Origin of the sequence: Lactobacillus porci (assembly GCF_009695985.1) — a bacterium.
GTDB classification, from domain to species: Bacteria; Bacillota; Bacilli; order Lactobacillales; family Lactobacillaceae; genus Lactobacillus; species Lactobacillus absianus.
This window is the reverse complement of record NZ_VUMX01000001.1, coordinates 48396-75389: the sequence shown is the minus strand read 5'-3', so window position 1 is coordinate 75389 and position 26994 is coordinate 48396. Positions and strand designations below refer to the sequence as shown.

Genomic DNA, 26994 nt, shown 5'->3' with positions numbered 1-26994 from the left:
CTCTATTGCATCTTTATCTTATTGTTCGTCCTTGTCTGAATCATCCTGCTGGTCAGCAGCTTCATCGTGACTAGGAGCTTCATCGTGCTTGACGGCTTCAGCAGCCTTCTTCAAGTCTTCTTCGCTCGGCGTTGCCAATTCATGTGGCTTGTCAGCTGCTGGCTTGGCTGCCTCATCCTGGCTTTCAGCCTGCAAAGTGGCTTCCGTTTCCGGAGTTTCAGCAGTTTCAGCTGGCGTAGTCAAAGCATGGGCTTCTTCACGCTTGCCTTCTTCTGCCTTTTCCTCGGCCTTCTCTTCGGCCCGCTTTTGCGCGGCTTCCTTGGCTTCTTCGTAGCTCAAGGCCTTGGCTTCTGAAGGGAATTCGTCGCTGCCGTCTTCAGGCATCTTGCCCGTCTTGTACAAAGAGTTGATCTGCTTTTCATCCAGCGTCTCGTACTTCAGCAGAGCTTCAGCAATGATGCGGTGCTTTTCCCGGTTGTTCTGCACGATCTCAACCGCCTTGGCGTGAGCTTCGTCCAAAATCTTCTTGACGGCTTCATCGATCTTGGCGGCAGTGGCTTCACTGTATGGCTTAAAGCCGTAAGGAGTGCCTTCGCCTTCCTTTTCCAGCTCAACCATCCCAAGCTCGTCAGTCATCCCGTAGTTGACTACCATGCTGTGGGCAATGGCAGTTGCCTGTTCAAAGTCGTTTGAGGCCCCAGTCGACTGGTCGCCGACTACGACTTCTTCACCAGCACGGCCGCCCATCAGACCAACGATCTGTTCAAACAATTGCTTCTTGGTCAAAATGAACTGGTCATCCTTAGGCAGCATGATGTTGTAGCCGCCTGCCCGGCCACGAGGCACGATCGTAACCTTGCGGACCGTTCTGGAGTCGCTCAGAACCAAGCCACAGATTGAGTGGCCGGCTTCGTGGAAGGCCACGCGCTCGCGCTCCTTCTGGGAGATCATCCGGTCCTTCTTGGCTGGACCGGCAATTACCCGGTCTTCGGCTTCGTCAATGTCGGCCGCGGTGATCTTGGTCCCGTTGCGGCGGGCTGCCACCAGCGCGGCTTCGTTCAGGACGTTCTCCAAGTCAGCCCCGACAAAGCCAGGAGTCTGGCGGGCAACTTCCTTCAAGTCAACGTCGTCAGCCAGCGGCTTGTTCTTGGCGTGCACGCGCAGGATAGCTTCACGGCCCTTGACGTCTGGACGGCCAACCAAGACCTTCCGGTCAAAACGGCCTGGCCGGGTCAAGGCCGGGTCAAGCACGTCGGAGCGGTTGGTAGCAGCCATAACGATGACGCCTTCGTCGCCTTCAAAACCGTCCATTTCAACCAGCAGCTGGTTCAAGGTCTGCTCGCGCTCATCATTGCCGCCGCCCTGGCCATTGCCACGCTGGCGGCCGATGGCGTCGATTTCGTCGATGAAGATGATGCTTGGCGCGTTCTTCTTGGCGTTGGTGAACAGGTCACGGACCCGGCTGGCCCCGACCCCGACGAACATTTCGACGAAGTCAGAACCAGAGATTGAGAAGAACGGCACGCCGGCTTCACCGGCTACGGCCTTGGCCAGCAAGGTCTTACCAGTACCAGGAGGCCCCTCAAGCAGGACGCCGGATGGAATTCTGGCCCCCAGCTTGGTGTATCTTGCTGGATTCTTCAGGAATTCAACGACTTCCACCAGTTCCTGCTTTTCTTCTTCTTCACCCGCGACATCGTCAAAGCGGACCTTGTTCTTCTTAGGGTCCTGCGGCTTGACGTTTGAGCGGCCGAAGTTCATGATCCCGCCGTTGCCGCCCCGGCTGCCGCCCTGGTTCATCATCATGAACATCATGACGATAAACAGGACCGTCGGAATCAGCATGACGATCGTTGAAATCCAGTTGCTTGACTGTGATTCCCCTTGAGTGCTCATCTTAGTGCTGTTTTCCTGCGCCAGGTCTTGAACCTTCTTGACGCTGGAATCATTCTCCAACATCGTGGTGGAGAAGCCAGTCACCTTTGACGTTGAGCTTCCGCCAAACCAGTCGTTGCTTGACGCCGTCTTGGTCCGGCTTTCCTTGTAGGTCCCGGTAACCGCGTAGACGCCGTTTGACGGCTGGACGTTGAAGCTCTTGACCTCACCGGCTTTCAGGTCCTTGACGAATTCAGAGTAGCTGATGTTCTCAGTTGCCCCTGAAGACGACTGACCGCCGAGGAGGAAATTGATGCCCCAAAGGAGAAGCAAAAATACGACTATGTAGAATAGACCATTGCTAAATAGTCGATTCCGATTATTTTTCATAAATGACCTCCGTCAGATCGAAGAATTACTTCTCAAATTTTAACATAAACAAGGGCGATTATCTAAAATTTGCCTCTTACTTTTCGCGTCGTGGCGCAATTTTCCGCAAATAAAGACAAACGCGCCGGTCTTGGCTGCTTCTGGGCCTTTTTTGGTAGGCATATTCGACATAGGCCGGCTCATCCCCAGCAAAAATGCTGAGGCAGCTGCCGCGCAGGGCCAAGGGAATGCCGCTGGCGGCAAACTCTTTCTTGCTTTTAGCGTGGTGGCCGCTGGCCAGGAGCAATTTCTGTCCGGCGGGCAAGGACCCGTAGCGGATTTGGCCAGGCGCCAGATAAAAGCTGGCAGTCAATGTCCACTGCTCTTGGTCAAGCTGGCCCGCCGGCTCATCCGTCAACAGGTATGTCCTGTCCTGAAAGGCGAACGGCTGGTTCAAGGCCAGCTGGCGCAAAGGCTGCGGCTTTGGCCGCCGGCTGGGATAGAGCCACCAGCGCTTCTGGTAGCACTGGACGGTCAGACCGCCCTTTTCCTGCGTTTTTCCTTGTTTTAGCAACTGTACATCTAATTGTACTCTTTTATGATATTTTTTCGCGATAAAGTTGCTTAAATGCAGCCCTAAAAGTTCCGGCGGCAAGCCGTCCGCGAGCCGCCACCCCAGACCAGGAACCAATTCCGGCTCAGGCAGCCCGGCCTGCGCGCTGACCGTCAATTGCTTCATCCCCTGCCTGAAGCGGTTGGCATTTTCCACCAGCTTGGGATTTTCCTGTTTGAGCAGGGGCAGGACATGGTGGCGCAGACGGTTGCGCAGGGTTTCATCCGCCAGGTTGGTCTGGTCAAGCACGTAAGGAATTTGCCTTTCTTGGACATAAGCCAGCAATTCTGCTTTTTCAAAATTCAAGAGCGGCCGCAAAAGCTTGATTCCGCCGCGCTCTGAGACGGCCTGCAGGCTGTTCATTTCCTGGGGAATACCTGACCGGAGAAATTTGATCAGGATGTTTTCAATCAAGTCGTCCCCGTGGTGGGCCGTCAGCAGGTAGTCCGCGCCAATTTCCCGGGCTGTCTTTTCCAAGAAAGCATAGCGCCAGTTCCGGGCCGCGGCTTCTATTCCCTTGCCGTTTTCCGGCTGCTGGTCTTTAGGCCACTTGGTCTCAAACAGGCTGATGGCCTTTTGCTGACAGTATTCCTGGAGGACTTGGCTTTCTTGGAAGCTGTCCGCGCGCAGCTGGTGGTCCAAGTGGGCTGCGCAGATCGTGCAGCCTTCTGTTTTTGCCAGTTCAGTCAATAAATCCAGCAGGGCCATGGAATCCGGACCGCCGCTGGCAGCCACCAGCAGCTTCTTGCCTTTTAAAGGCAGCTGCTGCTGCTTGAAAAAGCTGGCCAGCTTCTTTGTTTCATCGTTTATCATCGTTGCTCGTCAATGCTTTCTACAAAAAAATGACCCATCCCTGGGTCATTTGCTAGTTTATGCTCTTATTCAGCTGCCGCCAAAACGGCTTCCAGCTGCTTGATTTCTGCCTGCGCCTTAGCGTCGACCTCATTCAGGGTCTGGGCGAACTGGCTTGGCGTCAGCTGGCTGAACTGGTTGGCCGGATCGGTCAGGTCAGGATCATTGACCCGGCGGATTGACAGGTCATAGCGGCCCTTGCGGATCTGCTGGACGACCACCCGAACTTCCTGGCCGATTTGGTAGCGCTGGCGCTCTCTAAGCCATTCCTGGCCAAAGTCATTCCGGTGAACCAAGCCGCGGTGATGCTGCGGCAGGGTCACGAAGATCCCTAAGTCGGTGATGTTGTTGATCACCCCGTCAAAGCGCTGGCCAGTTTGAATTTTCATTGCTTGTCATCACCTTGTTCGTTAACGTTATAGACCTTTTCGTTGGCCTTGGTGTACTTGTACTTGTAGCGGATCAGCTTGGCCACGTAGTCGCTGTCCTTCAAGTCGTCACGCTTTTCGCGCAATTTCTTGTTGCTGGACTTGACTTGCGCCAGACTGGTCTTGTTGGCGGCCACCTGCTGCTCAACCTTCTTGGTCCGGGCATGGGTAACCACCAGCTGAAAGCCAAGCAGGAGAAACAGCACTAAAAAGCCGGCAATAATCCGGTTGCGGCGCACCCGGTGCACCTCTTTAAACTTTCTCTGCCGTGACTTCAGCTTTCTGACCTGACTGTCAGGCCGCAGCTGCGTAATCTTCTCTGAGTTGTCGTTTCTACCCATCGTGCTGTCCTATTATCCTAAAAATACAGATTATCCTAATTATCCAAAATATCGGTAAATTTATACTTTAGTATAACAGCTTCCTGGGTAAAAGTCATCAGTCAACCAGCTCGTAAAGGTCGCTGGCTTCGGCTTTTTTCGTGGTTTCCCGGATGTCCAGGACCCGGGCCTTGACGACCCGCGTCCCATAAGCAACCGCGATGACGTCGCCAATGGCCACGTTGTAGCTGGACTTGACTGCCTTGCCGTTGACGCTGACGCGGCCCTGGTCGGCCATTTCCTTGGCGACGGTACGCCGCTTGACCAGGCGGGAAATCTTTAAAAACTTGTCAATTCGCATATTTTGCCTCTTTTCTTGCCTTTGTTATCTGATTTGCCTTATCTTTGAATAATCTTGGCCGCGGCCTGGATAAAGGTTCCCAGCTCTGAGAACATCGTCCGTCGCTTGGCCTGAGGCGGCACTTCCAGCAGGACGACCATTTTCTGGTCAGGCCGCATGCTGATCCGGGCCTTCCAGGAAACGTGCTCCAGGGCCTTGAAGATGTTCGGTCCGCTCAATTCCTTTGACGCTGACGCGGAGAAGACCACCTTGATCTTGGCTTCTTTGCGCCGCTTGTCGGTCTGCTTGATCATCGTCAGCACCTGAGCCAGGTCGCAGGCGGCCTTCAAGCCGGCCATGCTGAGCAGGTTCTCGACTGCTTCCGGGTAGTCGCCAAAGCGGTCCAGAAGCTCGTCTTCAATGTCCTGCAGCTCTTGCTCACTGGCAATGCCCTTGATCTTTTTGTAAAATTCGATTTTTTGTTCTTGGTCGGCAATATAGCTGGATGGAATATAGGCTTCCAAGCCCAGATCAAGCTCTGAATTGGACTTGACCGTCTGCTTTTGGCCCTTGCGCGCTTTAATGGCATCAGCCAGCATTTGCGAATAGAGGTCATAGCCGACAGAGTCGATAAAGCCGTGCTGCTTGGCTCCAAGCATGTTTCCGGCCCCTCTGATCGACAGATCCCGCATGGCAATCTTGAAGCCGGCCCCTAGTTCCGTAAAGTCGCGGATGGCATCCAGACGTTTTTCGCCCACTTCCGTCAAAACCTTGTTGGGCTGGTACAAGAAGTAGGCATAGGCCAGGCGGGCGCTGCGCCCAATCCGTCCCCGGAGCTGGTAAAGCTGGCTGAGTCCGTAGCGGTCAGCGTCCTCAATAATCATCGTGTTGACGTTTGGCATGTCGATCCCGGTTTCGATGATGGTCGTCGTCACCAGGATATCGAATTCTCTTTCCAAAAAGCGGTGCAGAATGTCTTCCAGCTGCCCCTCGCTCATCTGCCCGTGGGCATAGGCGATTCTGGCTTCCGGGAGCAGGGCTTCCAGCCTGGCCACCGTTTCCTCGATGTCGCCGACCCGGTTGTGCAGGTAAAAAATCTGCCCGTCTCTTTGCATTTCCCGCTCACAGGCTTCTTTAATGGTGCCCGGCAATTGCTCAAGCACGTAAGTCTGGATAGGATAGCGGTTTTGCGGCGGCGTTTCCATGACGGACAAATCGCGTACCCCCACCATGGACATGTGCAGGGTCCGGGGAATCGGCGTCGCGGTCAGGGTCAAGACGTCAATGTTGGTCTTCAGCTGCTTGAGCTTTTCCTTATGCTTGACCCCAAAGCGCTGCTCTTCATCGATCACCAGCAGTCCCAGGTCCTTAAAGCCAACGTCCTTGGACAGGATCCGGTGGGTGCCGACAACTAAATCAATGCTGCCGTCCTTCAGGCCCGCGATGATCGTTTTGGACTCTGCTGGCGTTTGGAAGCGCGACAAACTGGCTACTTCCACGGGGAAGCCCTGGAAGCGGTCTTTAATCGTCTCATAGTGCTGCTGGGCCAAGATCGTGGTCGGCACTAAGAAGGCCACCTGCTTGCCATCCAGAATCGCCTTAAAGGCAGCTCTGAGGGCTACTTCCGTCTTCCCGAAGCCAACGTCCCCGACTACCAGCCGGTCCATTGGCCGGGGCGATTCCATGTCCGCCTTGATCTCGCGCAGGGTCTGCAGCTGGTCTGGCGTCTCCTGGTAAGGGAAGGCATCCTCAAAGGCCCGCTGGTCAGCATTGTCTTTTGAAAAAGCAAAGCCCTGTTCGGATTCGCGCTTGGCATAAAGATCAATCAGGTCATCCGCGATGTCTTCCACCTTGGCTTGGACCTTGCGCTTGGTCTTGGCCCATTCGCTGCCGCCCAGCTTGTTGATGTGCGGGGCCTTGCCTTCAGAAGCGACGTATTTTTGCACCAAGCCCAGCTGGTCAGCTGGAACGAAGAGCTGGTCGCCCTTTTGGTAGGTGATCGTGATGTAGTCGCGCTTCTTGCCGTCAGTCTCCAGGGTCTTGATCCCTTCAAAGCGGCCAATCCCGTGGTTGACGTGCACCACGTAGTCGCCCGGCTTAAGCTCCGTATAGTTGCGCAGGCGCTGGGCATTTTCCAGGGTCTTGATCCGCCGCTTGGGCTGGCTGGTCTTGTTGAACAGCTCCTTTTGGGTCAAATAGACCAGCTTGCGGCTTGGCAACAGGAAGCCGCTGGGCATGGCGCCAACGATGATCTGAGCCCGCCCTTCAAGCAGGTCTTCGGCCCGACACAAGGGATAGTGCATGTCGAAGTCGTTGAAGGTGATGCTCATCTGCTTGGCCTGCTTCTCCGTAGCGGCCTGCAGGATGACGGTCTGTCCGCCCTTTAGGTATGAAGTCACTTCCGTGTGCAAAAGCGGCATTTGGCCAAAGAACTGCTGGGGCTCCCGGCTGTCCCACTCCAAGTGCTGGCCAAAGCGCAGGCGGCCCATGGACCGCTTGAACAGGCTGGCAAAAATCCGGTGGTGGCGGTCCTTCTTTAAGACTGCCCCGAAATCCAGGCGCAAGGTCTGCCTTGGCAGCAATTCCCCGCTTTCCAGCTGGCTGTTGAGATAGTCCTGGTTGGCCGCGTCGATGGCTTCAACGCTGTCAGTGATCGGCTTCCAGTCATTGAAGAAGAGAAGCGCGTCCTTGGGCAGGTAGTCCAGCAGGCTGCTGGCCTTGGGGTTCAAGTAGTCCACATAGCTGGCACGATTTTCCGGCAGCTCCCCGCTGGCCAGGGCTTCTTGTGCCAAAGTCAGCTGGGCGGACAAGTCCTTGCCAGCTTTTTCAGCCGCTGCCAGGTCTTTGGCCAGCAAGTCTCCGGCCTGCAGGATGGCCTCTGGGGAATAGACCTGGTCGATTGCCGCGGAAATGGTCACTTGGTCCAAGTCCTCCTGGCTGCGCTGGCTAGCCAGGTCAAAAGTCTTGACCGTGTCCACTTCATCGCCGAAGAACTCAAGCCGGACCGGCTCTTCCCGATCCAGCGGGTAGATATCGACGATATCCCCGCGCATGGCAAATTCCCCTGGCCGCTGGACCAGGGCTTCTTTCTTATAGCCTGACTGCCTGAGCCAAGCCGCCAAGTCGGCTAGTTCAACCTCATCTTCCGGCTGGAAAGTCCGCTTGGCCTTCTTAAAGGCGGCAGGATCCGAAAGCTTGTACTGCAAGCCCTGCGGGGTCGTGATAATGATCCCGCTCTGGCCGCTCAAGGCCAGGTTCAGCGCCTGAATCCGGCTTGAGAGCTCATCTGGCGAGCTGACGGCCGTCTGGGTGGCAATCGTTGGGTCCAGGGTGAACAGCTGGACCTGTTCATCAGCAAACAGGCCGGCCAGGTCGCTGTAGCGCTCCTGGGCTTTGTGTTCATTTTCTTCAACGACTAAGACCGTCCCCGGCCGCTGGGCCAGCAGGTACTGCAAAAAGAAGGCGAAAGCACCACGCTCGGCCCCAGTCAAAAGCGAGTTCTTGACCGCGGATGTTTTCGCGATGAAGTCATTGACCTGCTGGTCGTCTTTTAAGAAATCAATTAATTGCATACGCTAACAACATTTTTCCTTAATTGTACTTGTTCATCAAATATTGGGCACTCTTGCCGGCGATAAAGTCGTCAATGATCTTGGCGCTAGTCGCGAAGGCTTGATCCATGGCCTTCTGCTGGTCAGCGTCAAAGGGCGTCAGCACCCAGGAAACCACGCTCTGCTTTTGCGGGTGGCGGATCCCAATCTTGAGGCGGTTGAATTTCTCAGTCCCCAAGTCGGCGATGATGCTCTTGATCCCATTGTGGCCGCCTGACTTGCCGCCGGCCCGGATTCTGATCTTGGCAATTGGCATGTCCATGTCGTCGTGGATAATCAGAATGTCTTCTGGCGCGATCTTGAAGAATTTGGCTATTTGGGCCACGGAGCGGCCTGACTCGTTCATGTAGGTCTGCGGTTCCAGCAGAATGACGTCTTCGCCATTGATCTTCTGCTTGCTGTAAAGGCCCTCAAACTTGTCTCGATCTAAGGTCAGCCCGTTTTCCTTCAAGTAGTGGTCCAGGGCCATGAAGCCCGTATTGTGCTTGGTGCGGTCATACTTGGCACCTGGATTGCCTAAGCCTGCGATTAATTTCATTTTTGCTTGTATCTCCTCGTAATCTGTATCTTTTCTATTCTAGCACATCCCGGCAAATTCCTTATTTTAACGCTCTCTCAGTAATCTTTAATTTAAGCTTTTAGCATGATATAATGTGAAAGTACGAAAACATTTACATCTATTAGTATTTAGACAACTTTACCGGAGGTTCTCCTATGCTGATTAAATCATTGGTGATCAAGAAAGATTATTTGACGACGGTCAACGAACACGCCACCTTGGAAGAAGCCCTGAAGGTTCTGGAAAGCTCTGGCTACCGCTGCGTGCCAATTTTGGATGACAGCGGCAAGATCTTCCGCGGCAACATCTACAAGATGCACATCTACCGCCACAAGTCCCAAGGCGGCGACATGAGCCTGCCAGTTACCTATCTGCTCAAGAACGCCACCAAGACTATCAAGATCAACGCCCCATTCTTCCAAGTCTTCTTCACGATCAAGGACTTGCCTTACATTTCCGTTTTGGATACTGACGGCAGCTTCTATGGGATCTTGACCCACGCCCGCTTGCTGGACATGCTGTCATCCGCTTGGAACGTCAAGACTGGTGCTTACGTTTTGACCGTTTTGTCAACCAACGACAGCGGCAACCTGGCCAAGATGTGCAAGATCATCGCTAAGTTCGTCAACCTGGCCGGGGCGATGACTTTGGACGCGCCGACTGGCCAATACAACGGCAAGTACGTCCGCCGCACCTTGTTCACCCTGCCGCAAGGCACTTCAGAAACCCAGATGAAGGCTATCTGCAAGAAGCTCAAGTCCAAGGACTTCCCAGTCGTTGCCGTCGAAGACCTGGCTGCCGGCATGAACATCATGAGCGAAGAAAAGCCTGGCGTCTTCTTAAACGAAGAAATCAACAAGCACTAAAAAAGCCAGCAAAACAACAAAAGTTTCAGGATCAGCTGATCCTGAAACTTTTTTCTTTGAAATTCGTTATTTTCGCAATTTTTCAGCCTACTTATTGTCGTAGACCCGAGCCAAGCGGTCGTTGAACAGGCAGGCCACTTCGTAGTGGATGGTGTCCAGCCAGTCCGCGGCCTTGCGCAGGCTGTTTGGCGCTGCCGGATCCTTGGAGATCAGTTCCACCTTGGTGCCAGCCGGCATTTCTTTTGGCAAAAGCACCATAAACTGGTCCATGCAGACCCGGCCCACGATTGGACAGTAGACGTCGCCGACCTTGACCTTGAAGCCTTGGAACTTGCGGATCCAGCCGTCAGCGTAGCCAACTGGAACCGTTCCGATCCATTCATCGCCTTCGGCGATGTGGGTTGACCCGTAGCCAACCCCATAGCCCTTGTGAATCTGCTTGACGTAGGTCAGTTCACTGACAAAGGACATGGCTGGCTTGAGCTCAAAGGCTGGCTCAAGATCGGCTGAGCCGGGAGCTGAAGACGGGTTCAAGCCATAGAGGCCGATCCCGAAACGGACCAGGTCACTGTCGATGTCCTTTTCAAACAAGCTGGCCGCCGTGTTGTCAACATGAATCCACTTTGGCTTGACCGTCAAGAGGCTTTGCAAGTGCTTGAAGCGCTTGACCTGGTAGTCAAAATAGGCGTGGTCGGCGCTGTCGGCAGAAGCAAAGTGGGTAAACATCCCTTCAACGAAGAAAGCGTCATTGTCCTTCAGGTAGTCGTTGACCCGCTTGAAGTCTTCGTCTTCGCTGAAGCCGATCCGCCCCATGCCGGAGTCGATGGCCAGGTGGATCTTCAGCTGCAGCCCCTCCTTGCGCAGGACCTGTTCGGCTTCCTTAAGCCATTCCAAGCTGGAAACCGGTAGGGAAATGTCATTGGCCGCGGCCAAGGCTGCCTCAGCTGCTGGCTGCAAGCCCAAGACCAGGATTGGCTTGACGACTTGCGCCCGGCGCAATTCCAGCCCCTCATCCAGCATGGCCACGCAGAAACCGTCAGCGCCGGCCTCCTCCATCACTGGTGCTAAAGCCACGGCTCCATGCCCGTAGGCGTTGGCTTTGACCACGCAAAAGAGCTTCTGGCCCGGCTTTAAATGCTTCTTGGCATTGACGGTATTCTCTCTAATCGCGGCGACATCAATGTGGAGCGCTGCTGGTCTGTTAACTGCCGTAATCATCGTTATTTATCCCTCCAGGACAACAAATGTACTGATTTCATGATTATCATGCGCGATCGTGGAAAAAATCTTCCCCGGGTAGCCCTTGACCGTGGTCACTGGGGCGCCGTTTTCATCCCACAGGGTTTCAATGTCCTGCAGGGCTACGGCCTTGCCAATTCCAGTTCCAAGTGCTTTGGCAAAAGACTCCTTGATCCCCCAGCGCCCGCCCAGATATTCAGCCTTGCGCTTGTCGCTAAGCTGCTGGTACTGGGCAAATTCAGCTGGCGTCAGGACCTTTTTGGCGAAGTCATCGCCCTTGGCCACCAGGGCCTGAAAACGGGCGATCTCGATGATGTCATTGCCGATTCCCTTGATCATTTTTCCTCCTTGTGCGCTTTCTAAATTATATATCTACAAATTTTAAATAAAAAGACCAAGTCAAAAAGCTTGGTCTTTTTATAAAATTCATCTTTATTTCAGCCTTAGCCCTTGCGGTTCCGGATCTTGAAGCCCTGCTTGCTGCCGTGGCCTGACCGGCCCTTGCGGTCAAAATTGCGGCTGCGGCGGGCGTTCTTGCCATAGCGGCCGTGGTTGTCGCCCCGGTGGCTGCCATGGCCATTGCCGCCATGGCGGCGATTGCCGCGGTATGGCAACGGCTTTTCTGGCGTAATCTTGACTTGAACGTCAGCATCATTGGCCAATTCCTTCAACAAGGCCGCGGCCAGGTCTTCTGCCGTGTAGTTCTCCAGCAGCTGCTCAGCTGCTTCAGAGTACTTGGTCAAGTCGTTGGCAAGCAGCTCATCAACCTTGACTGCTGCCTGCTGCATCTGCCCTTCAAAGGCTTGTGCGGCTGTTGGCGGACGAAGCGGAGACATCTTCTTCTTGGTCAGGTCTTCGATGGTCCGCATGTAGCCGACTTCATTCGGCGTCACGAACGTCACGCTCATCCCGCTCTTGCCGGCCCGGCCGGTTCTGCCGATCCGGTGCACGTAAGAGTCAGGGTCTTGCGGAATGTCATAGTTATAGACGTGGGTCACGCCCGAAATGTCCAAGCCGCGGGCCGCAACGTCGGTGGCCACCAGGATGTCCAGCTTGCCTTCCTTGAAGCGCTTGAGCACCTGCATCCGGCGGGCCTGGGTCAAGTCGCCGTGGATGCCGGCAGCGTTGTAGCCGCGGGCCAAGAGCCCCCGGGTCAATTCGTCGACCCGGCGCTTGGTCCGGCCAAAGACAACGGCCAGATCAGGATTTTCCACGTCGATCAGCCGGCACATGGTGTCGAACTTTTCGCTTTCGCGCACGCGGACGAAGTATTGGTCGATCAGGTCAGCCGTCAGTTCCTTGGCCTTGATCTTGACGATCTTCGGGTCATTCATGAACTTTTCGCCCAGGCGCTGGATTGGCTTTGGCATGGTAGCACTGAACAGCAGGGTCTGGCTGCGACTGTCCGCGTAGGACAAAATGCTTTCGATATCTTGAATGAAGCCCATGTCCAGCATTTCGTCAGCTTCATCCAGAACGACTGTCTTGACCTGGTCCAGCTTGATCGTCTTGCGCTTCAAGTGGTCCAGCAGGCGGCCTGGAGTGCCGACCAAGATTTCCGGAACGTTCTTCAAGGCCCGGATCTGGCGGCCAATGTCTGCCCCGCCGTAAACGACCTGGACGCGGGCTTTTTCATCGCGCCCTAAGCGGAAAAGCTCTTCCTGGGTCTGGATGGCCAGTTCCCGGGTTGGCTCAATAATAATCGCCTGGATTGAATGCAGGTTCTTGTCCAGCTGCTGCAGGATCGGCAGGCCAAAAGCCGCCGTCTTCCCAGTCCCCGTCTGGGCCTGGCCAATTACGTCTTCGCCGGCCAAAGCCAAAGGGATGGTTTGGGCTTGAATTGGCGTAGCCTCTTCAAAGCCTGAGCGCTTAATCGCCTTTAACAAATCATCATTCAATCCTAATTCAGTAAATTTCAAATTGTTCTCCTATTTCAGTCTGTCGAGCACTTTTTCCAGGTGCATGCCGTGTGAGCCCTTGAGCAGGACGATATCGTTTTCGTGAATGTCGCTGCGCAGATCATCGATCAAGTGGTCCATCTCATCTTCTGGATAGTAGTGCAGGTCTTCTTCCGGGTACTTGTCTTTTACGGCTTCGTACAAGTACTTCATTTCTGATCCGAAAAGGTAAAGGACGTTGATCTTTTCCGGATCCAGGTCTTGGGCCAATTCCGCGTGCAGCTCATGGGATTTGGCGCCTAATTCCAGCATGTCGGCCAAAACGGCAATCCGCTTGCCGCCTTCCTTTGGCGCGACCTGACCGAAGCTGGCAACGACGGCCTTAACGGCCGTTGGGTTGGAGTTGTAGATGTCAGACATGATGTCTTCGCCGCAGTCGCCCTTTTCCCATTCCATCCGGTTGGCCGTTGGCACGAAGTGGGCCAGGCCAGCCGCGATTTCTTCATCGCTTTCGCCAAAGTGGCGGCCGACGCAGATGGCAGCCATGGCGTTAGATACGTTGTGGCGGCCGATCATTGGAATGCTGAATTCCTGGTCTGAGTCGTTGATGGTAAAAGTTGCGTGGTGCATGAAGCTGTGCATGCTGGTGGCGTGAACCGTGTCCTGGTCGCCGAAGCCAAAAGTAGCCTTGGCCTGGCTGAGCTTGCCGGCTCTTTCCACCAGCAGCGGCTCATCGCCGTTGTAGATAAACTCGCCGTCTTCCTGCAGGAAGTCGGTAATCTCCATCTTGGAGTCCGCGATCTTGTCGCGGCTGCCAAAGAATTCAATGTGGGCTTCGCCGATCATGGTAATGACGGCAACGTCTGGCCGGGCCAGCTTGCTCAGTTCGTGCAATTGTCCGGCCCGGTCCATGCCCATTTCCAGGACCAGGATTTCCGTAATTGGCTGCATTTCCAAAATCGTCATTGGCACGCCAATTTCGTTGTTAAAGTTGGCTTGGGTCTTGTAAACGTTGAAGCGCTTGGACAAAACAGCCGCGATCATATCCTTGGTCGTCGTCTTGCCGTTGGACCCAGTGATGCCCACGACCAGGGGATTGACCTTCTGCAGGTAGTAGCGTGCTAAATCCTGCATGGCCCGCAATGTGTCAGGCACTTCCAAAACCGCGATATTGTCCGGCTTGCCAGGGTGACCCGCCTCCCACAAAGTCGCGCTCGCCCCGGCGCTGACCGCACTTTCGACGAAGTCGTGGCCGTCGCGCTCACCCTTGATTGGGACGAACAGGCCACCCGCCGTAATCTTGCGCGAGTCAAAAGCGACCGAAGTGATTACCGTTTCTTCATTGCCTTCACAAGTTGTATTTAAAGCTTGGGCAATTTCTGCCAGCTGCATCTTCATTCCTAAAACTCCTTAAGTTAAGAATCTATTTACACTGTCACCTATTATACTTTGTTTGATACAAGACACTCAACACCTACAATAAAAAAAGCAACCCGGACGGGCTGCTTTTAAAGTGCAAAGAACGATTAGTTCTTCTTGTTGAAGCCGTACTTCTTGTTGAAACGTTCGATTCGACCATCTGCTGCAGCAAACTTTTGCTTGCCAGTGTAGAATGGGTGAGAATCTGATGAAACTTCAACACGAACCAGTGGGTAAGTCTCGCCTTCAAATTCGATAGTTTCTGACGGCTTCAAAGTTGAGCCGGCAACGAACTTAAAGCCAGTTGCTGAGTCCATGAAGCAAACTTCTTGATAATCTGGGTGAATACCTTGTTTCATAATTCTATAACTCCTTTGCCATAACCATTTTTCAGGCCATAGATTAATCGATTAACTCTAATATCATAACACCCTTCGCCGCCATTTACAAGGTCCTGGCGCAAAAGTGCCCTCGAAAAAGCCAAAAACTAGAACTTCAATTCTTGAATGATCCGCTGCTTTTCTTCTGGAGCCAGAACCGGGTAATCCAGGGGCAGCTGGCTGATTGCCTGGGAAATAATGTTGGAGACCAGGTAGCGGGAATACCACTTGTCGTCAGCCGGGATCACGTACCAAGGGTTGGCCGGCGTTGCCGTATTGTTGATGGCTCTTTCATAGGCATCTTGGTATTGCGGCCAGAAGTCGCGCTCCTTGACGTCATTGGCTGAAAGCTTGTAGTTCTTCTTTTCCACCGCCAGCCGGCCCTTGAAGCGGGAAGCCTGCTCTTCCTTGGAAATGTTCAAGAAGAACTTGAGAATCAGGTAGCCTTGCCGGTTCAGATATTCCTCCCAGTAGCGGATGTCGCTGTAGCGCTGCTGCCAAAAGGCCTCCGTCACGTCCGCGGTCTTGACGATGCCTGGCAATTCCTGCTTCAAGACCAGTTCCGGGTGCACGCGCTGAACCAATACGTCTTCATAGTGGGACCGGTTGAACACGCCCAAATAGCCGCGCGGCGGCAGCTGCTTTTCTACCCGCCACAGGTAGTCGTGGGTCAGTTCTTCACTGGTTGGCTGCTTGAAATTGGCCGTTTGAAAGCCGATCGGGTCTACCCCTTCAAAGACGTGGGTAATCATGCTGTCCTTGCCGCCGGCATCCATGGCCTGGAAGACGCACAAGACCGCGTACTTCTTGTCGGCATACATCTTCTTTTGGGCCTTGCGGATGACCTTGGCGTTGGCCTGGACAGCCTTCTTGATCGCAGCCAGCTGGGCGCTGGAGTCGACCAAATGGGTCGGTAGGGTCTTCAAGCGCAGGTCAGGGCCGGTAAACTTGACGTTTTCAGGCAATTCAAATGGCTTAAGCAACATCTATTTTTCCTCCTCATCTCGGCAAAAAGCGAAATATGCAATTAGTCTTCTTAATTTTAAAACAAAAGCCGGCAGCGGGAACAAAAAAAGCTGGATTTGCTCCAACTTTCCTTGTTTTATCGTTTTGCTTTTGTTCTTTTTACTTGTCAGGCACGTCGCGAATCTCGACGTCAGCCCCAATTTGGCGCAGCTTCTGCTCTACCCGGTCATAGCCCCGCAAAATGTTGCCGGCATTGTTGATAACGGTCTCGCCTTCAACCATCAAGCCCGTCAGCATCAAGCAGGCCCCGGCCCGGATTTCATCAGCATGCACAACTGCGGCGTGCAGCTGGCTGCCTGGATGAACCAAAATAATATTGTCCACGACGTTGATCGAGGCCCCCATCTTCTGCAGCTCAGGCACGTGCCGATTCCGCTTCGGGTAGATCGGGTCAATGATGACCCCTTCGCCCGTCTTCGCGGTCAGCAGCAGCGGCGTGATCGGCTGCTGCAGGTCAGTCGCGAAGCCTGGGTAAGTGCCGGTGCGGACCTGGACCATCTTCAGTTCGCCGGCTGGGTAGACAAAGAGCGAGTCTTCATCAGTATCGATAACGACGCCCATTTCTTCCACCTTGGCCAAAAAGGCATCCAAGTGTTCCGCGATAATGTTGTGGATGCGAATGCCATTGCCGATGCAGGCAGCCATGGAAATGTAGGTCCCGGCTTCAATCCGGTCAGGGATGATCGTGTGCGGCACTTTGGCTTCAAGACGCTCAACCCCGTCGATTCGGATGGTATCAGTCCCCGCCCCGCGGATCTTGGCCCCCATGTTGTTCAGGAAGGTTGCCAGGTCGATAATTTCCGGCTCCTTAGCGGCGTTTTCAATCACCGTCCGGCCACTGGCCGTTACGGAAGCCATGATGATGTTCATCGTGGCGCCAACTGAGGCCATCTTCAAATGGATATCGGCACCCTTCAGACCTTCTTCAGGAGCCGTGATTACGATCTGTTCATTTTCATATCTAACGTCTGCACCCAGCGCTTGGAAACCCATAATGTGTTGGTCAATGGGACGCGGACCAATGTCGTCGCCGCCAGGGAAACCAACAATCGCTTTACCGAAACGACCAAGCAGAGCACCCATAAAGTAGTATGAAGCGCGCAAACTCTTAATCTTCCCAGCAGGTAACGGGCTCATCTTGATCTCGGTTGGGTCGATGCGCAGCGTCATTTCGTGGAAGTCACAGTGGACGTCCATTTCACTCAGCAAGTCCATCAAATTGTCCACGTCAGCAATTCTTGGAACGGATTCCAAGGTTACCGGGGTACGGGACAAGATTGAGGCTGGAATCAGCGCAACCGTGGAGTTCTTCGCCCCACCAATCCAGATATCGCCCTGCAGGGGTTTCCCTCCGTGAATTATCATTTGCTTCATTTGGGAAAATAAGTCCTTTTCTTTGTTTATTGTCAAATTATCATAATAATGTTAATGGATATTCATTAAAAAAACAAGAGAAGAGATTAGCTCTTCCCTTGCAATCCTTTATATTATTATCGTACAAAAATTAGAACTTGTCGACCTGCAAACCACTGGCTGCCCCAATAAAGCCCTTGAACAAGCCTTCTGGACGGTTAGGTCTGCTCAGGAATTCTGGGTGGTATTGGGCGGCGATGAAGAACTTCTTGTCGCTCAATTCGATAATTTCAACCAGGCGGTTGTCAGGTGAAACCCCGCTGAAGGTCATGCCGGCCTTTTCAAAGGCAGCCCGGTACTTGTTGTTGAACTCGTAGCGGTGACGGTGACGTTCTTGGATGACGTCCTGGTTGTCGTAGCAGGCGCGGGTCTTGCTGCCGGCCTTCAGCATGGCTGGGTAAAGGCCCAGACGCAAGGTGCCGCCGATCTTTTCCTGGTCGCGCTGGTCAGCCATCAAGTCAATGATGTTGTTTTCGCAGTCTGGCTCAGCTTCGGCAGAGTTGGCATCGTTGAGGTGCAGGACGTTGCGGGCGAATTCCACGCTGGCCATCTGCATCCCCAGGCAGATCCCAAAGAATGGCAGGTCATGCTCGCGCGCGTATTGGATGGCCAAAATCATGCCTTCAAGGCCACGGGTCCCGAAACCGCCAGGCACGATCAAGCCTTGAGTATCCTTGAGCAGGTCAGCAACATTGTCCTTGGTAATGTCTTCCGCCTGGATCTTTTCAACTTCGATCTTGGTGTTGTACAGGTAGCCGGCGTGCTGCAGGGCGTCAGTAACTGAGATGTAGGCATCTTCCAGTTCAACGTACTTGCCGACCAGGGTGATCTTGGTCTTGTGCTTCAGGTTCTTTGCCCGCTCATCCATCCGGCGCCATTCGTCCATGTCAGCAACTGGCTTAGGACTGTCGATGTGCAGGAAGTCGACGATCTTTTGGTCAACGCCTTGTTCCTGGTATGACAACGGCACGTCAAACAATGATGGCGCGTCAAGCGATTCAACGATGTAGTCGACTGGCACGTCGGTGAAGGTTGAGATCTTGTCCTTCATTTCCTGTGGAACTTCCATCTCTGAACGCAGAACCAGCATGTTTGGCTGAATCCCGATTGACCGCAAAGTTGCTACTGACTGCTGGGTTGGCTTGGATTTCAGTTCCTTAGCCGCGCGCAGGTATGGCACGAAGGTCACGTGAACGTACATGACGTTTTCAGCCCCAACTTCCCGGCGCATTTGCCGGATGGCTTCCATGAATGGAGTTGATTCCATGTCGCCAACCGTACCGCCGATTTCGGAAATAACGACGTCGGTGTCAGTCATTTGCGCTGCCCGCATCACCTTTTCCTTGATCATGTTGGTTACGTGCGGAATCACTTGCACAGTGCCGCCGTGGTAGTCGCCGCGGCGCTCGCGCATCAGGACCTCTTGGTAGATCTTACCGGTCGTGACGTTGGAGTACTTGCTGGTTCTAACGTCGACCAGTCTTTCATAGTGGCCCAAGTCAAGGTCAGCTTCAGTACCGTCATCGGTGACGAAGACTTCACCGTGCTGGTATGGGTTCATCGTCCCTGGGTCGATGTTGATGTATGGGTCAAACTTTTGCATGGTGACCTTCAGGCCCCGGTTTTTAAGCAACCGGCCAATGCTTGACGCCGTGATCCCCTTCCCCAGTGATGAAACAACGCCACCTGTCACAAAGATATATTTTGTCATTGAGCTCTCCTTTGAAAAAAATAAAAAGCTCCCTTGGTCAGGGAGCTAAACGCACATAGGGTGCCCAAGCAAAATATTAGCGGCTTTTGCCATTTAAGTCAAGGGCCCACCCCAATAATTAATTATTCGTCGCTGTCGTCGTCTTCGTCGTCCATGTCATCGTCAAGCTGGGACAATTGGCCTTCAATTCCGTCTGGCAGTGAGTCTTCGTCTTCATCATCGCTGTCATCGTCGTAATCACTGTAGTCGTCATCGTAATTGTCGTCGGAACTGTCGTCATCGTCGTCAGTGTCATCGTCATCGTCGACGCTGTCCATGTCTTCATCTTCAGGGTCGTCGTTTTCGTAGTCGATCACGTCGTCGCCTTCAGTCGTTGCTAAGAAGGCGTTGACCTTCTTGTGGTGCTTGCGGGTTGAGGCTTCATCGCCATCGTCTTCTGGGTGGTCGACTTCTTCGTCGATCGCCTCGTACTTGAACCAGGTCCGCAGCGCCCACACGTTTTCACCCATGGAAATAAAGCGGCCATCGGTGTTCATGTCCGTGTAAAATTGTGGCAAGCGTTCGCGAATTTCTTCATCACTCTTGTGCAAGTATTGTTGTACTTCGTTTACGATATCGGCAAAAGCCATTCTTTCGCCATGATCTTCCAAAATTGCGTGCGCAACTTCAATCATTGATAATTCGTTGCGATCTACGTCTTTAAAATCAGCTAATCCCACAGTTGAGCGTCCTCTCTATTTAATCTTATCTATTTTACACGTCATTTAAGCAAAAATCAACGAGACGGCATAACTACCAATTAAGTCTACACCACTAAACAGGTCATATTCAACTTCAAGTTGCTGGCCAGCGGCAATTTCTTTGAATTCCAGCCGCTTGGTCTCAGACACCAGATCCATTTGCCGGCCCTGGACGACGTACTTGCACTGACCTTTCTCGCCCAAGATAAAGTGCATCTGGGAGAAGTTGGCCCGATCGCTCCCTCGGCGGATCAGCAGCTCCTGCTCCTTGACGAGCATCTTGACCGGTACGTTTTCCGTCTCATAAAAAATCCGCTTGATGGCCCCGTCTTCGCGCAGCTCCCCGTCTGCCTCCTGGCGGATAGTCTCAGTTTGGTCCGCTTGGGTAATCTTGCTGGTTAAGTTGATCTTGACTTTCTTACTCATATTTCACTAACTTTCGCGCTTTAATCAAATAGTCCCTTCAGCAGGCTGGAGGGTCTTTTGCTATAATTTTAGATAGCATATTCCTGAACATATTTTAATATGTTTTTGGAAAAATAAAAACAATTAAGAATGGAGGATCCTGTTTTGCCTAAATTTACCAGTCCAAAGTTGGCCCGTGAAGTCGTCGTCCGCGACCCGGTCCACGGCTACATCCATCTTGAAACCCAAGTGGTTCTGGACGTCGTCCGGTCCAAAGAATTCCAGCGGATGCGCCGGATCAAGCAGCTGGGGCCAACGGCGTTCGTTTTCCCCGGGGCAACCCACACCCGTTTTGAACACAATCTGGGCGTTTATGAATTAGCCCGCCGCATTTCCAACCTGTTTACGGACAAGTATCCGTCCCAGGTGCCTGGCGATGGGCTGTGGAACAGCGATGAGAACCTCCTGGTCCAATGTGCCGGCCTCTTGCATGACATCGGCCACGGCCCTTACTCTCACACCTTTGAGCACCTTTTTGGCACCAACCATGAAAAAATCGGCCAGATGATCATCACCGACCCCTCCACCGAGGTCAACCAAGCCCTGCGGCAGGTCTCGCCCAGCTTCCCTGAAGCCGTGGCCAGCGTAATCGCCAAGACCTACAACAACCCCCAGGTCGTCAAGATGATCTCCAGCCAGGCTGACGCTGACCGGATGGACTACCTGCTTAGAGACGCCTACTTCACCGGGGCCTCATACGGGGAATTCGACCTTGACCGGGTCTTCCGGGTCATTCGTCCATATAAGGACGGGATCTGCTTTACGGCTAACGGGATGCATGCCGTTGAAGACTATATCGTCTCCCGCTACCAAATGTACCAGCAGATTTACTACCACCGGGTCAACCGGTCCATGGAAGTCATCCTCCACCACCTTTTGGAAAGAGCCCAGCTGCTCTACCAAAAAGGCGAGCTGGAAGTCACTCCCAGCCTGGCGCATTTTTTGGCAGGCGACTGGACCTTGGACGACTACCTTAAAATGGACGACGGGGTCATGGAGACCAACTTCTCCATGTGGACCCAGTCCAAGGACCCGATTTTAGCCGACCTGGCCAGCCGCTACCTTTTCCGCAAGCCCCTGGCCAGCGTCAAAATCGACGAGGAAAGCAAGGGCCTGATCCCCAAGCTCAAGCGCCTGATCAAGCAGGCAGGCTTCAACCCGGACTATTACACCGACGTCAACTCCGCTTATGATGAGCCATATGACGCCTACAAGCCAACGGGCAAGAACGCCAACAGCCAGATTGAGATCATGCAGGACGACGGCTCCTTGATTGAGCTTTCCCACCTCAGCCCCCTGGTCAAGGCCTTAAACGGGACCTTGCAGGGCGACGAGCGCTTCTTCTTCCCGACGGCCATGCTCAGCCGCGGGGATGAGACCCAGCTTTTTGACGCGATCTACGAAGAATTCCAGAAGTACATCAAGAATGGCTCCCTGCACTACTTGCGCCGGCCAAGCAAGAAAAACAAATAAAAGAAAAACTACCAAGTTCTATGAAACTTGGTAGTTTTTTAGACTCTGAAAGCTGAAAGCTTATTGGTCCTTGTACTTGTTGGCGTCGTAACGCGTGTCGAACAACGGGCTCATTGCCTTGTGTTCCAGGATCAGCTTGATGGCATCGCCCATCAAAGGTCCAACTGAAACCAAAGTCATCTTGTCCAGGTTCTTTTCGGCTGGCTGCTGAATTGAGTCGGTCAAAACAAGGCGCTTGATTACTGAGTTGTTCAAGCGGTCGATCGCTGGGCCGGACAAAACGGCGTGAGTCGCGCAAGCGTAGACTTCGGTTGCACCGGCATCCTTCAAGGCTTGGGCAGCCAAGGTGATGGTGCCGGCAGTATCGATCATGTCGTCGATCAGGATCGCGCGCTTGCCCTTAACGTCACCGATGATGTTCATGACTTCAGCAACGTTGGCGCGTGGACGGCGCTTGTCAACGATGGCAATTGGCGTGCCAAGGAATTCAGCCAGCTTGCGGGCACGGGTAACGCCACCGTGGTCTGGTGAAACGACAACCGCGTCTTCTTCCAAGTGGTTGCTCAGGAAGTAGTCAGCCAAAAGCGGCGCGCCCATCAAGTTGTCGACAGGGATGTCGAAGAAGCCTTGAATTTGTGGAGCGTGCAGGTCCAATGACAGCACGCGGTCAGCCCCGGCGGTTTGAATCATGTCGGCAACGAGCTTGGCAGTGATTGGTTCACGGGCACGGGTCTTGCGGTCTTGACGAGCGTAGCCGTAGTATGGCAGCACGATGTTGACTGAAGCCGCGCTGGCCCGGCGAACGGCGTCGATCATGATCAAGAGTTCCATCAAGTTGTCGTTGACTGGAGCACTGGTTGATTGAATCAAGAATACGTCCTTGCCACGAACTGAGTCGTCAATGTTGACTTGGATTTCGCCATCACTGAAGCGAACAACGCTTGAAGTTGACAGCTTCACACCCATGCGCTTGGCGATTCTTTCAGCCAATGGCTTGTTTGAATTAAGAGCAAAAAGCTTGATATTGTCCTTGTAAGACATAATTTCCTCCGAAAAAAACAGCATTTACCAACTTCTATTTTAACAAAGTCCAGCATTCTTTTGTTGGAAAAAAGCCATTTGTGTTCAGTTTTTAAGCAAAAAATTTCCCTCTTCCCGCCTTTGCCATGGCCAAAAAGCAGGAAAGGCTTTTATTTTTGGCATGGATAGAATAAAACGTCTGTTTTCGGGCACCAAAAAAGCCTTGACTCGCGTCAAAGCTTTTCTTGGATTACTTAGTCTTGGTTACCGTAACGTCTGAAGCCTTCAAGTAAGCGGCGTTGCCGATGTAGTAGTACTTAGCGCCTTTGATAGTAACAGTCTTTACAACGTTGTAGCTAACGTTCTTGTAAGCTACAGTGCTGCTCCAGCCATTGTACTTGTAAGGCTTAGCCTTGGTGAACTTTGAACCGTCCTTGTGGTAGTAAGGAACAGTCTTCTTGGCTACCTTGACTGCTGCAACCGTCTTTGCTGCCTTCTTAGTAGAAGTCTTCTTTGATGAAGTCTTGCTTGATGACTTAGTTGAGGTCTTCTTGGTTGAAGTAGTCTTCTTGGCTGCGGCCTTCTTGGTTGAAGCTACCTTAACGTCTGAAGCCTTCAGGTAGGCGTTGTTGCCGATGTAGTAGTACTTGGCACCCTTGACGGTCAATTCCTTGGAAACCTTGAAGGTAATGTTCTTGTAAGCTACAGTGCTAGTCCAGCCAGCGTACTTGTATGGGTTGGTCTTAGTGAACTTTGAGCCGTCTGCGTGATAGAAAGGAGTAGTCTTCTTAGTTACCGTAACGGAAGTAACATTGGTTGCGGTACCAGCTGGGACAGCAGCTTTCTTAGCAGTGGCCGCCTTCTTAGTTGAAGTCTTCTTGGCTGCAGTCTTCTTTGATGATGACTTAGCTGAGGTCTTAGTTGAAGTGGTCTTCTTAGCCGCAGTCTTAGTTGAGGTCTTCTTTGATGATGAAGCAGCCTTAACAGTCTTGCTTGCAGTTACCTTAACGTCTGAACCCTTCAAATAAGCATCGTTGCCGATGTAGTAATACTTAGCCCCCTTGATAGTAACGGTCTTGATTACCTTGTAGTTTGCGCCCTTGCCAGTAGTAGCGCTGGAGTACTTGCCGTACTTGTAAGGCTTAGCCTTGGTGAACTTTGAGCCGTCCTTGTGGTAGTAAGGAGCAGTCTTCTTAGTGACCGTAACGGCAGTTGCTTGAGTCGCAGCCAGAGTCACGCTAGCGTTTTCAGCAACCAAAACTGCTGGAGCAGCCATGCCCAAAGCCAGTGATGCAGAAACAAGTGCAATCTTCTTTGTAAGTTTCATTGAAAAATACCTCTCTTCGTATGTCTGAAATACAACACCCTTACTTCTGTTCGATTATACACCTCGAGACTAAAAAATAGTTGTTAAAGTTTAAAAAAGAAACACTAAATCTTTCTTAAGTGCTGTAAGCGAATACATTATCTTGAGAAAATTAGTTTTTCAACCCTTTTGTAATCGTTTTGCAACAAGCGCTTTTAACCAAAATAGATTGATCGGACTTTGAACAAGCCGAAGCAGATTGCTCCTGAATTTGTAAAAAACGATTTGGACCTTGGCTGCAGTAGTTTTGAAACGAAACGCGTGATTTTGGACCCGGTTGGGGATTATTACGAAAAAACGGTCTTCCATGACTGTCAGTCACAGGAAGACCGTTATTGTATCCATCCGTAAATTACTATGGATAATCTTCATTTTAAATAAAAAAGATCAATTATTTCCAGTCGTCAGACTCAGAAAGCGGCAGCTTGTGCCAGTAGTCTTCCTTGTTGACTTGACGGCCGCGGGCGATGGCCATTTCATAGCGGCCAACGTCCTTGGTAATCGTTGAGTCAGCGGCCACGAAGGCGTGGTCAGCCACATTGATTGGCGCGATCAAAGTTGAGCCGGCACCGATGAAGGACTTGTCGCCAACATTGGTGTGGAACTTCTTAACCCCGTCAAAGTTGGAGAAGATGGTCCCGCAGCCAACGTTGATGTCCTTGCCCAAGGTAGCGTCGCCAACGTATGTCAGGTGGCCCACCTTGGTGTTTTCGCCGATTTCAGCCTTCTTGACTTCAACGAAGTTGCCCAGGTGCGCGCCCTTGCGGATCACTGCCTTTGGCCGCAGGTGGGAGTTAGGGCCAACGTCAGTGTTGTCGTCCATTTGGGCTTCTTCCAGAGTTGATGAGGTAACGGTTACCCCATTGCCAATCTTGCTGTCAATAATCCGGGAACCGGAAGTGATCAGGCAGTCTGAACCGATCTCGGTGTTGCCCTTGATGGTTACGCAGCCTTCAATCACCGTGTCGTTGCCAATCTTGACGCCAGCGTCAATGTAGGCCGTGGCTGGATCAATAAAGGTTACCCCGTCTTCCATGTGCTTCTTGTTGATGCGGGCTTGCATGATCCGCGTAGCTTCTGCCAAGGCTACCCGGTCGTTGACGCCAAGGCTTTCGCTGAAGTCCGGCATCTTGTAGGCACCAACCTTGTCACCTTGCTTGCGCAGGATTTCAATGACATCAGTAATGTAGTATTCGCCTTGGGCGTTGTCATTGCCAATCTGCTTCAGGGCTTCCCACAGTTTCTTGTTGTCAAAGCAGAAAACGCCAGTGTTGATTTCCTTGACCTTGAGCTCTTCAGGATTGCCGTCCTTTTGCTCAACGATCCGCAGCACGTTGCCTTGGTCGTCTCTGATGATTCTGCCATAGCCAAATGGGTTTGGCGCTTCAGCAGTCAAGACGGTCGCGGCGTTGCCTTCTTCTTCATGGTAGGCAAACAGCTTGGCAAAAGTCTCGCTGGTAAAAAGCGGCGTGTCGCCAGTTACGACCAGAGTTGCCCCATCCAGTCCTTCCAATTGGGCTTGAGCCTGCATTACGGCATGCCCCGTCCCCAATTGCTGTTCCTGGAAGGCAAATTCAGACTTGCCTTTCAGCACCTTTTCCACGTCTTCAGCCCCATGGCCAACGATGGTCACGATCTTTTCCGGCTTCAAAGCGCTGGCCGCGCCAACGACATGTTCCACCATGGTCTTGCCGCAGACCTTGTGCAAAACCTTGTACAGCTTTGATTTCATTCTGGTGCCCTTGCCGGCAGCCAAAACTACAACGTATTTTTCCATGATAAATAACCTTCTAAATCAATAAACTCAACCTATTGTAACATTTAGAAGCGGTCAAAGTCAGTTCTGGTCAAAAAGTTCCCAGGTTCAGCGACGATTGATTCCTTTTCGCTGTCAATTTCGTCGATATTGATCAAAGAAACGTAGTCCTTGATCTTGCGGTCGGCTTCGTATTCAGTCTCGCAAAGCACGCAGACGCCGGCGACCTTGCAGTTGAATTCCTTAACCAATTGCCGCATCCCATCCAAAGTGCCGCCGCCCTTCATGAAGTCGTCCACAATCAGAACGTTCGTATCTTTTTGCAAGGCCCGGGTTGGCAGCTCCATCTTGGCCACGCGTGAAGTTGAAGAAGACATGTAGTTGACGGAAACGGTTGCCCCTTCCGTAACCTTTGACCGCTTGCGGGCCGTTACGGCTGGGACGTTTAAGTAGGCAGCAACGGCATTGGCCAAAGAAATCCCCTTGGTTTCCACCGTCATGACCGCCTCAATGTCTGAGTAAGCGTAGCGGGAGGCAATCAGCTTCCCAATCATGCCCAAGTCCTGCGGGCCACCCAAGACGTCGGACAAGTACACGAAGCCGCCAGGCAGAATCCGGGTGGGGTCTTGAATCCGGCTGGCCAGGTCCTTTAAGTACTTCTCAGCTGGCTTGCGGCCCAGGAATGGAATGTAGCGCACCCCTCCTGCCGCGCCGGCGACCGTCTCCAAGATGCCGTCTTCGTTTGCCGCGAGGGTATGCTTCAAGATGGCCAGGTCTTCGGAGATTGAGGACTTGGCGGCCCCATAGCGCTTAGCAAAGAAAGGCAGAGCAATCAGAGTATGTGGCCGTTCCATCAAAAACTTGGTCATGTCTACTAATCTTTCTGAACGTTTCATTCTGTTTCCTTCCTAATGTCTGTTTTTGTACTTATACTAATATACTCTAAAGGGCAAAAAAAAGCACTAACATTTTTCAGAAATGTTAGTGCAAAAATTCGGCTTTTACTCAGCCGCTGCTTCATCATCGAATTCGATCAAGATATTCTTGGTCAAAACGTCCGTATAGCTGTATGAAGCATGCTCGAAGTTGTTGCTGTCCTGATCCAGTGCAACTACGAATACGGCTGGAAAGGTGTTTTTCAAAATGCCCCGTCTTCTGGTGACTTTCTTGCGGCCCGCTTGGGCAACAATCGTCAGTTCTTCACCAAGGTGGGCGTCCAACTTTTGCTTAATAGTTTGAATAGTTACTGGCAATT

The 26994-nt window shown here is 52.7% G+C and carries 24 protein-coding genes; 2 read left to right on the top strand and 22 right to left on the bottom strand.

Annotated elements, in window-relative coordinates; all coding sequences use genetic code 11:
* Nucleotides 1-18: 18 nt before the first annotated feature.
* From ftsH to pth, 7 genes are all read right to left on the bottom strand, one after another.
* Nucleotides 19-2265 (bottom strand): ATP-dependent zinc metalloprotease FtsH, encoded by a 2247-nt coding sequence (ftsH, locus tag FYJ62_RS00390; RefSeq protein ID WP_154546813.1) that lies wholly within the window; start codon nucleotides 2263-2265, stop codon nucleotides 19-21.
* Between the two features lie 76 nt (nucleotides 2266-2341).
* Nucleotides 2342-3670: a tRNA lysidine(34) synthetase TilS gene (tilS, locus tag FYJ62_RS00385; protein WP_154546812.1), complete on the bottom strand. Its 1329-nt coding sequence runs from the start codon at nucleotides 3668-3670 to the stop codon at nucleotides 2342-2344.
* Between the two features lie 65 nt (nucleotides 3671-3735).
* Nucleotides 3736-4098: a S1 RNA-binding domain-containing protein gene (locus FYJ62_RS00380; protein WP_154546811.1), complete on the bottom strand. Its 363-nt coding sequence runs from the start codon at nucleotides 4096-4098 to the stop codon at nucleotides 3736-3738.
* Nucleotides 4095-4478 carry an FtsB family cell division protein gene (locus tag FYJ62_RS00375; protein ID WP_154546810.1) on the bottom strand — a complete coding sequence of 128 codons (384 nt, stop codon included), beginning with the start codon at nucleotides 4476-4478 and terminating at the stop codon, nucleotides 4095-4097. The genes FYJ62_RS00380 and FYJ62_RS00375 overlap by 4 nt, the downstream gene beginning before the upstream one ends.
* 97 nt (nucleotides 4479-4575) lie before the next feature.
* Entirely contained in the window at nucleotides 4576-4818 is a 243-nt protein-coding gene (locus tag FYJ62_RS00370) for an RNA-binding S4 domain-containing protein (RefSeq protein WP_154546809.1), read from the bottom strand.
* 38 nt (nucleotides 4819-4856) lie between these two features.
* Complete coding sequence (mfd, locus tag FYJ62_RS00365; RefSeq protein WP_154546808.1) at nucleotides 4857-8369, bottom strand: transcription-repair coupling factor; 3513 nt, start codon at nucleotides 8367-8369, stop codon at nucleotides 4857-4859.
* Nucleotides 8370-8388: 19 nt separating this feature from the next.
* Nucleotides 8389-8946 (bottom strand): aminoacyl-tRNA hydrolase, encoded by a 558-nt coding sequence (gene pth, locus FYJ62_RS00360; RefSeq protein WP_154546807.1) that lies wholly within the window; start codon nucleotides 8944-8946, stop codon nucleotides 8389-8391.
* 176 nt (nucleotides 8947-9122) lie between these two features.
* Between pth and cbpA the strand changes: the two genes are divergently transcribed.
* Nucleotides 9123-9833 (top strand): cyclic di-AMP binding protein CbpA, encoded by a 711-nt coding sequence (gene cbpA / locus FYJ62_RS00355; protein WP_154546806.1) that lies wholly within the window; start codon nucleotides 9123-9125, stop codon nucleotides 9831-9833.
* Between the two features lie 87 nt (nucleotides 9834-9920).
* Here cbpA and alr read toward each other — a convergent pair whose 3' ends face one another.
* From alr to FYJ62_RS00305, 10 genes are all read right to left on the bottom strand, one after another.
* Nucleotides 9921-11051, bottom strand: coding sequence for an alanine racemase (gene alr / locus FYJ62_RS00350; RefSeq protein ID WP_154546805.1), 1131 nt, complete (start codon nucleotides 11049-11051; stop codon nucleotides 9921-9923).
* A gap of 6 nt (nucleotides 11052-11057) precedes the next feature.
* A complete protein-coding gene (gene acpS, locus FYJ62_RS00345; RefSeq protein WP_154546804.1) occupies nucleotides 11058-11411 on the bottom strand; it encodes a holo-ACP synthase in 354 nt (117 codons plus the stop codon).
* A 104-nt stretch (nucleotides 11412-11515) separates the two neighbouring features.
* The gene (locus FYJ62_RS00340) at nucleotides 11516-12991 is read right to left on the bottom strand and encodes a DEAD/DEAH box helicase (protein ID WP_154546803.1); all 1476 of its coding nucleotides are present in this window, start codon (nucleotides 12989-12991) and stop codon (nucleotides 11516-11518) included.
* A 9-nt stretch (nucleotides 12992-13000) separates the two neighbouring features.
* Complete coding sequence (locus tag FYJ62_RS00335; RefSeq protein ID WP_154546802.1) at nucleotides 13001-14368, bottom strand: UDP-N-acetylmuramoyl-tripeptide--D-alanyl-D-alanine ligase; 1368 nt, start codon at nucleotides 14366-14368, stop codon at nucleotides 13001-13003.
* A gap of 128 nt (nucleotides 14369-14496) precedes the next feature.
* Nucleotides 14497-14748, bottom strand: coding sequence for a type B 50S ribosomal protein L31 (locus FYJ62_RS00330; protein WP_154546801.1), 252 nt, complete (start codon nucleotides 14746-14748; stop codon nucleotides 14497-14499).
* 128 nt (nucleotides 14749-14876) lie between these two features.
* Nucleotides 14877-15755, bottom strand: coding sequence for a PPK2 family polyphosphate kinase (locus FYJ62_RS00325; RefSeq protein WP_154546800.1), 879 nt, complete (start codon nucleotides 15753-15755; stop codon nucleotides 14877-14879).
* Between the two features lie 139 nt (nucleotides 15756-15894).
* Complete coding sequence (locus tag FYJ62_RS00320; RefSeq protein ID WP_154546799.1) at nucleotides 15895-17169, bottom strand: UDP-N-acetylglucosamine 1-carboxyvinyltransferase; 1275 nt, start codon at nucleotides 17167-17169, stop codon at nucleotides 15895-15897.
* Between the two features lie 130 nt (nucleotides 17170-17299).
* Nucleotides 17300-18919 (bottom strand): CTP synthase, encoded by a 1620-nt coding sequence (locus FYJ62_RS00315; RefSeq protein WP_154546798.1) that lies wholly within the window; start codon nucleotides 18917-18919, stop codon nucleotides 17300-17302.
* A gap of 122 nt (nucleotides 18920-19041) precedes the next feature.
* Entirely contained in the window at nucleotides 19042-19638 is a 597-nt protein-coding gene (gene rpoE, locus FYJ62_RS00310; RefSeq protein WP_206987823.1) for a DNA-directed RNA polymerase subunit delta, read from the bottom strand.
* A gap of 45 nt (nucleotides 19639-19683) precedes the next feature.
* Nucleotides 19684-20085, bottom strand: a complete 402-nt coding sequence (locus FYJ62_RS00305; protein ID WP_154546796.1) for a DUF1934 domain-containing protein — start codon at nucleotides 20083-20085, stop codon at nucleotides 19684-19686.
* Nucleotides 20086-20229: 144 nt separating this feature from the next.
* On the opposite strand from FYJ62_RS00305, the gene FYJ62_RS00300 reads away from it, so the two are divergent.
* Nucleotides 20230-21597, top strand: a complete 1368-nt coding sequence (locus tag FYJ62_RS00300; RefSeq protein ID WP_154546795.1) for an HD domain-containing protein — start codon at nucleotides 20230-20232, stop codon at nucleotides 21595-21597.
* A gap of 60 nt (nucleotides 21598-21657) precedes the next feature.
* Here FYJ62_RS00300 and FYJ62_RS00295 read toward each other — a convergent pair whose 3' ends face one another.
* From FYJ62_RS00295 to FYJ62_RS00275, 5 genes are all read right to left on the bottom strand, one after another.
* Nucleotides 21658-22638 (bottom strand): ribose-phosphate diphosphokinase, encoded by a 981-nt coding sequence (locus FYJ62_RS00295; protein ID WP_154546794.1) that lies wholly within the window; start codon nucleotides 22636-22638, stop codon nucleotides 21658-21660.
* Nucleotides 22639-22867: 229 nt separating this feature from the next.
* Nucleotides 22868-23944, bottom strand: a complete 1077-nt coding sequence (locus FYJ62_RS00290; protein WP_229771795.1) for a hypothetical protein — start codon at nucleotides 23942-23944, stop codon at nucleotides 22868-22870.
* Between the two features lie 430 nt (nucleotides 23945-24374).
* Complete coding sequence (glmU, locus tag FYJ62_RS00285) at nucleotides 24375-25760, bottom strand: bifunctional UDP-N-acetylglucosamine diphosphorylase/glucosamine-1-phosphate N-acetyltransferase GlmU (protein WP_154546793.1); 1386 nt, start codon at nucleotides 25758-25760, stop codon at nucleotides 24375-24377.
* A gap of 44 nt (nucleotides 25761-25804) precedes the next feature.
* The gene (purR, locus tag FYJ62_RS00280) at nucleotides 25805-26635 is read right to left on the bottom strand and encodes a pur operon repressor (RefSeq protein ID WP_154546792.1); all 831 of its coding nucleotides are present in this window, start codon (nucleotides 26633-26635) and stop codon (nucleotides 25805-25807) included.
* Nucleotides 26636-26740: 105 nt separating this feature from the next.
* Complete coding sequence (locus FYJ62_RS00275) at nucleotides 26741-26992, bottom strand: Veg family protein (RefSeq protein ID WP_154546791.1); 252 nt, start codon at nucleotides 26990-26992, stop codon at nucleotides 26741-26743.
* Between the last annotated feature and the right edge of the window lie 2 nt (nucleotides 26993-26994).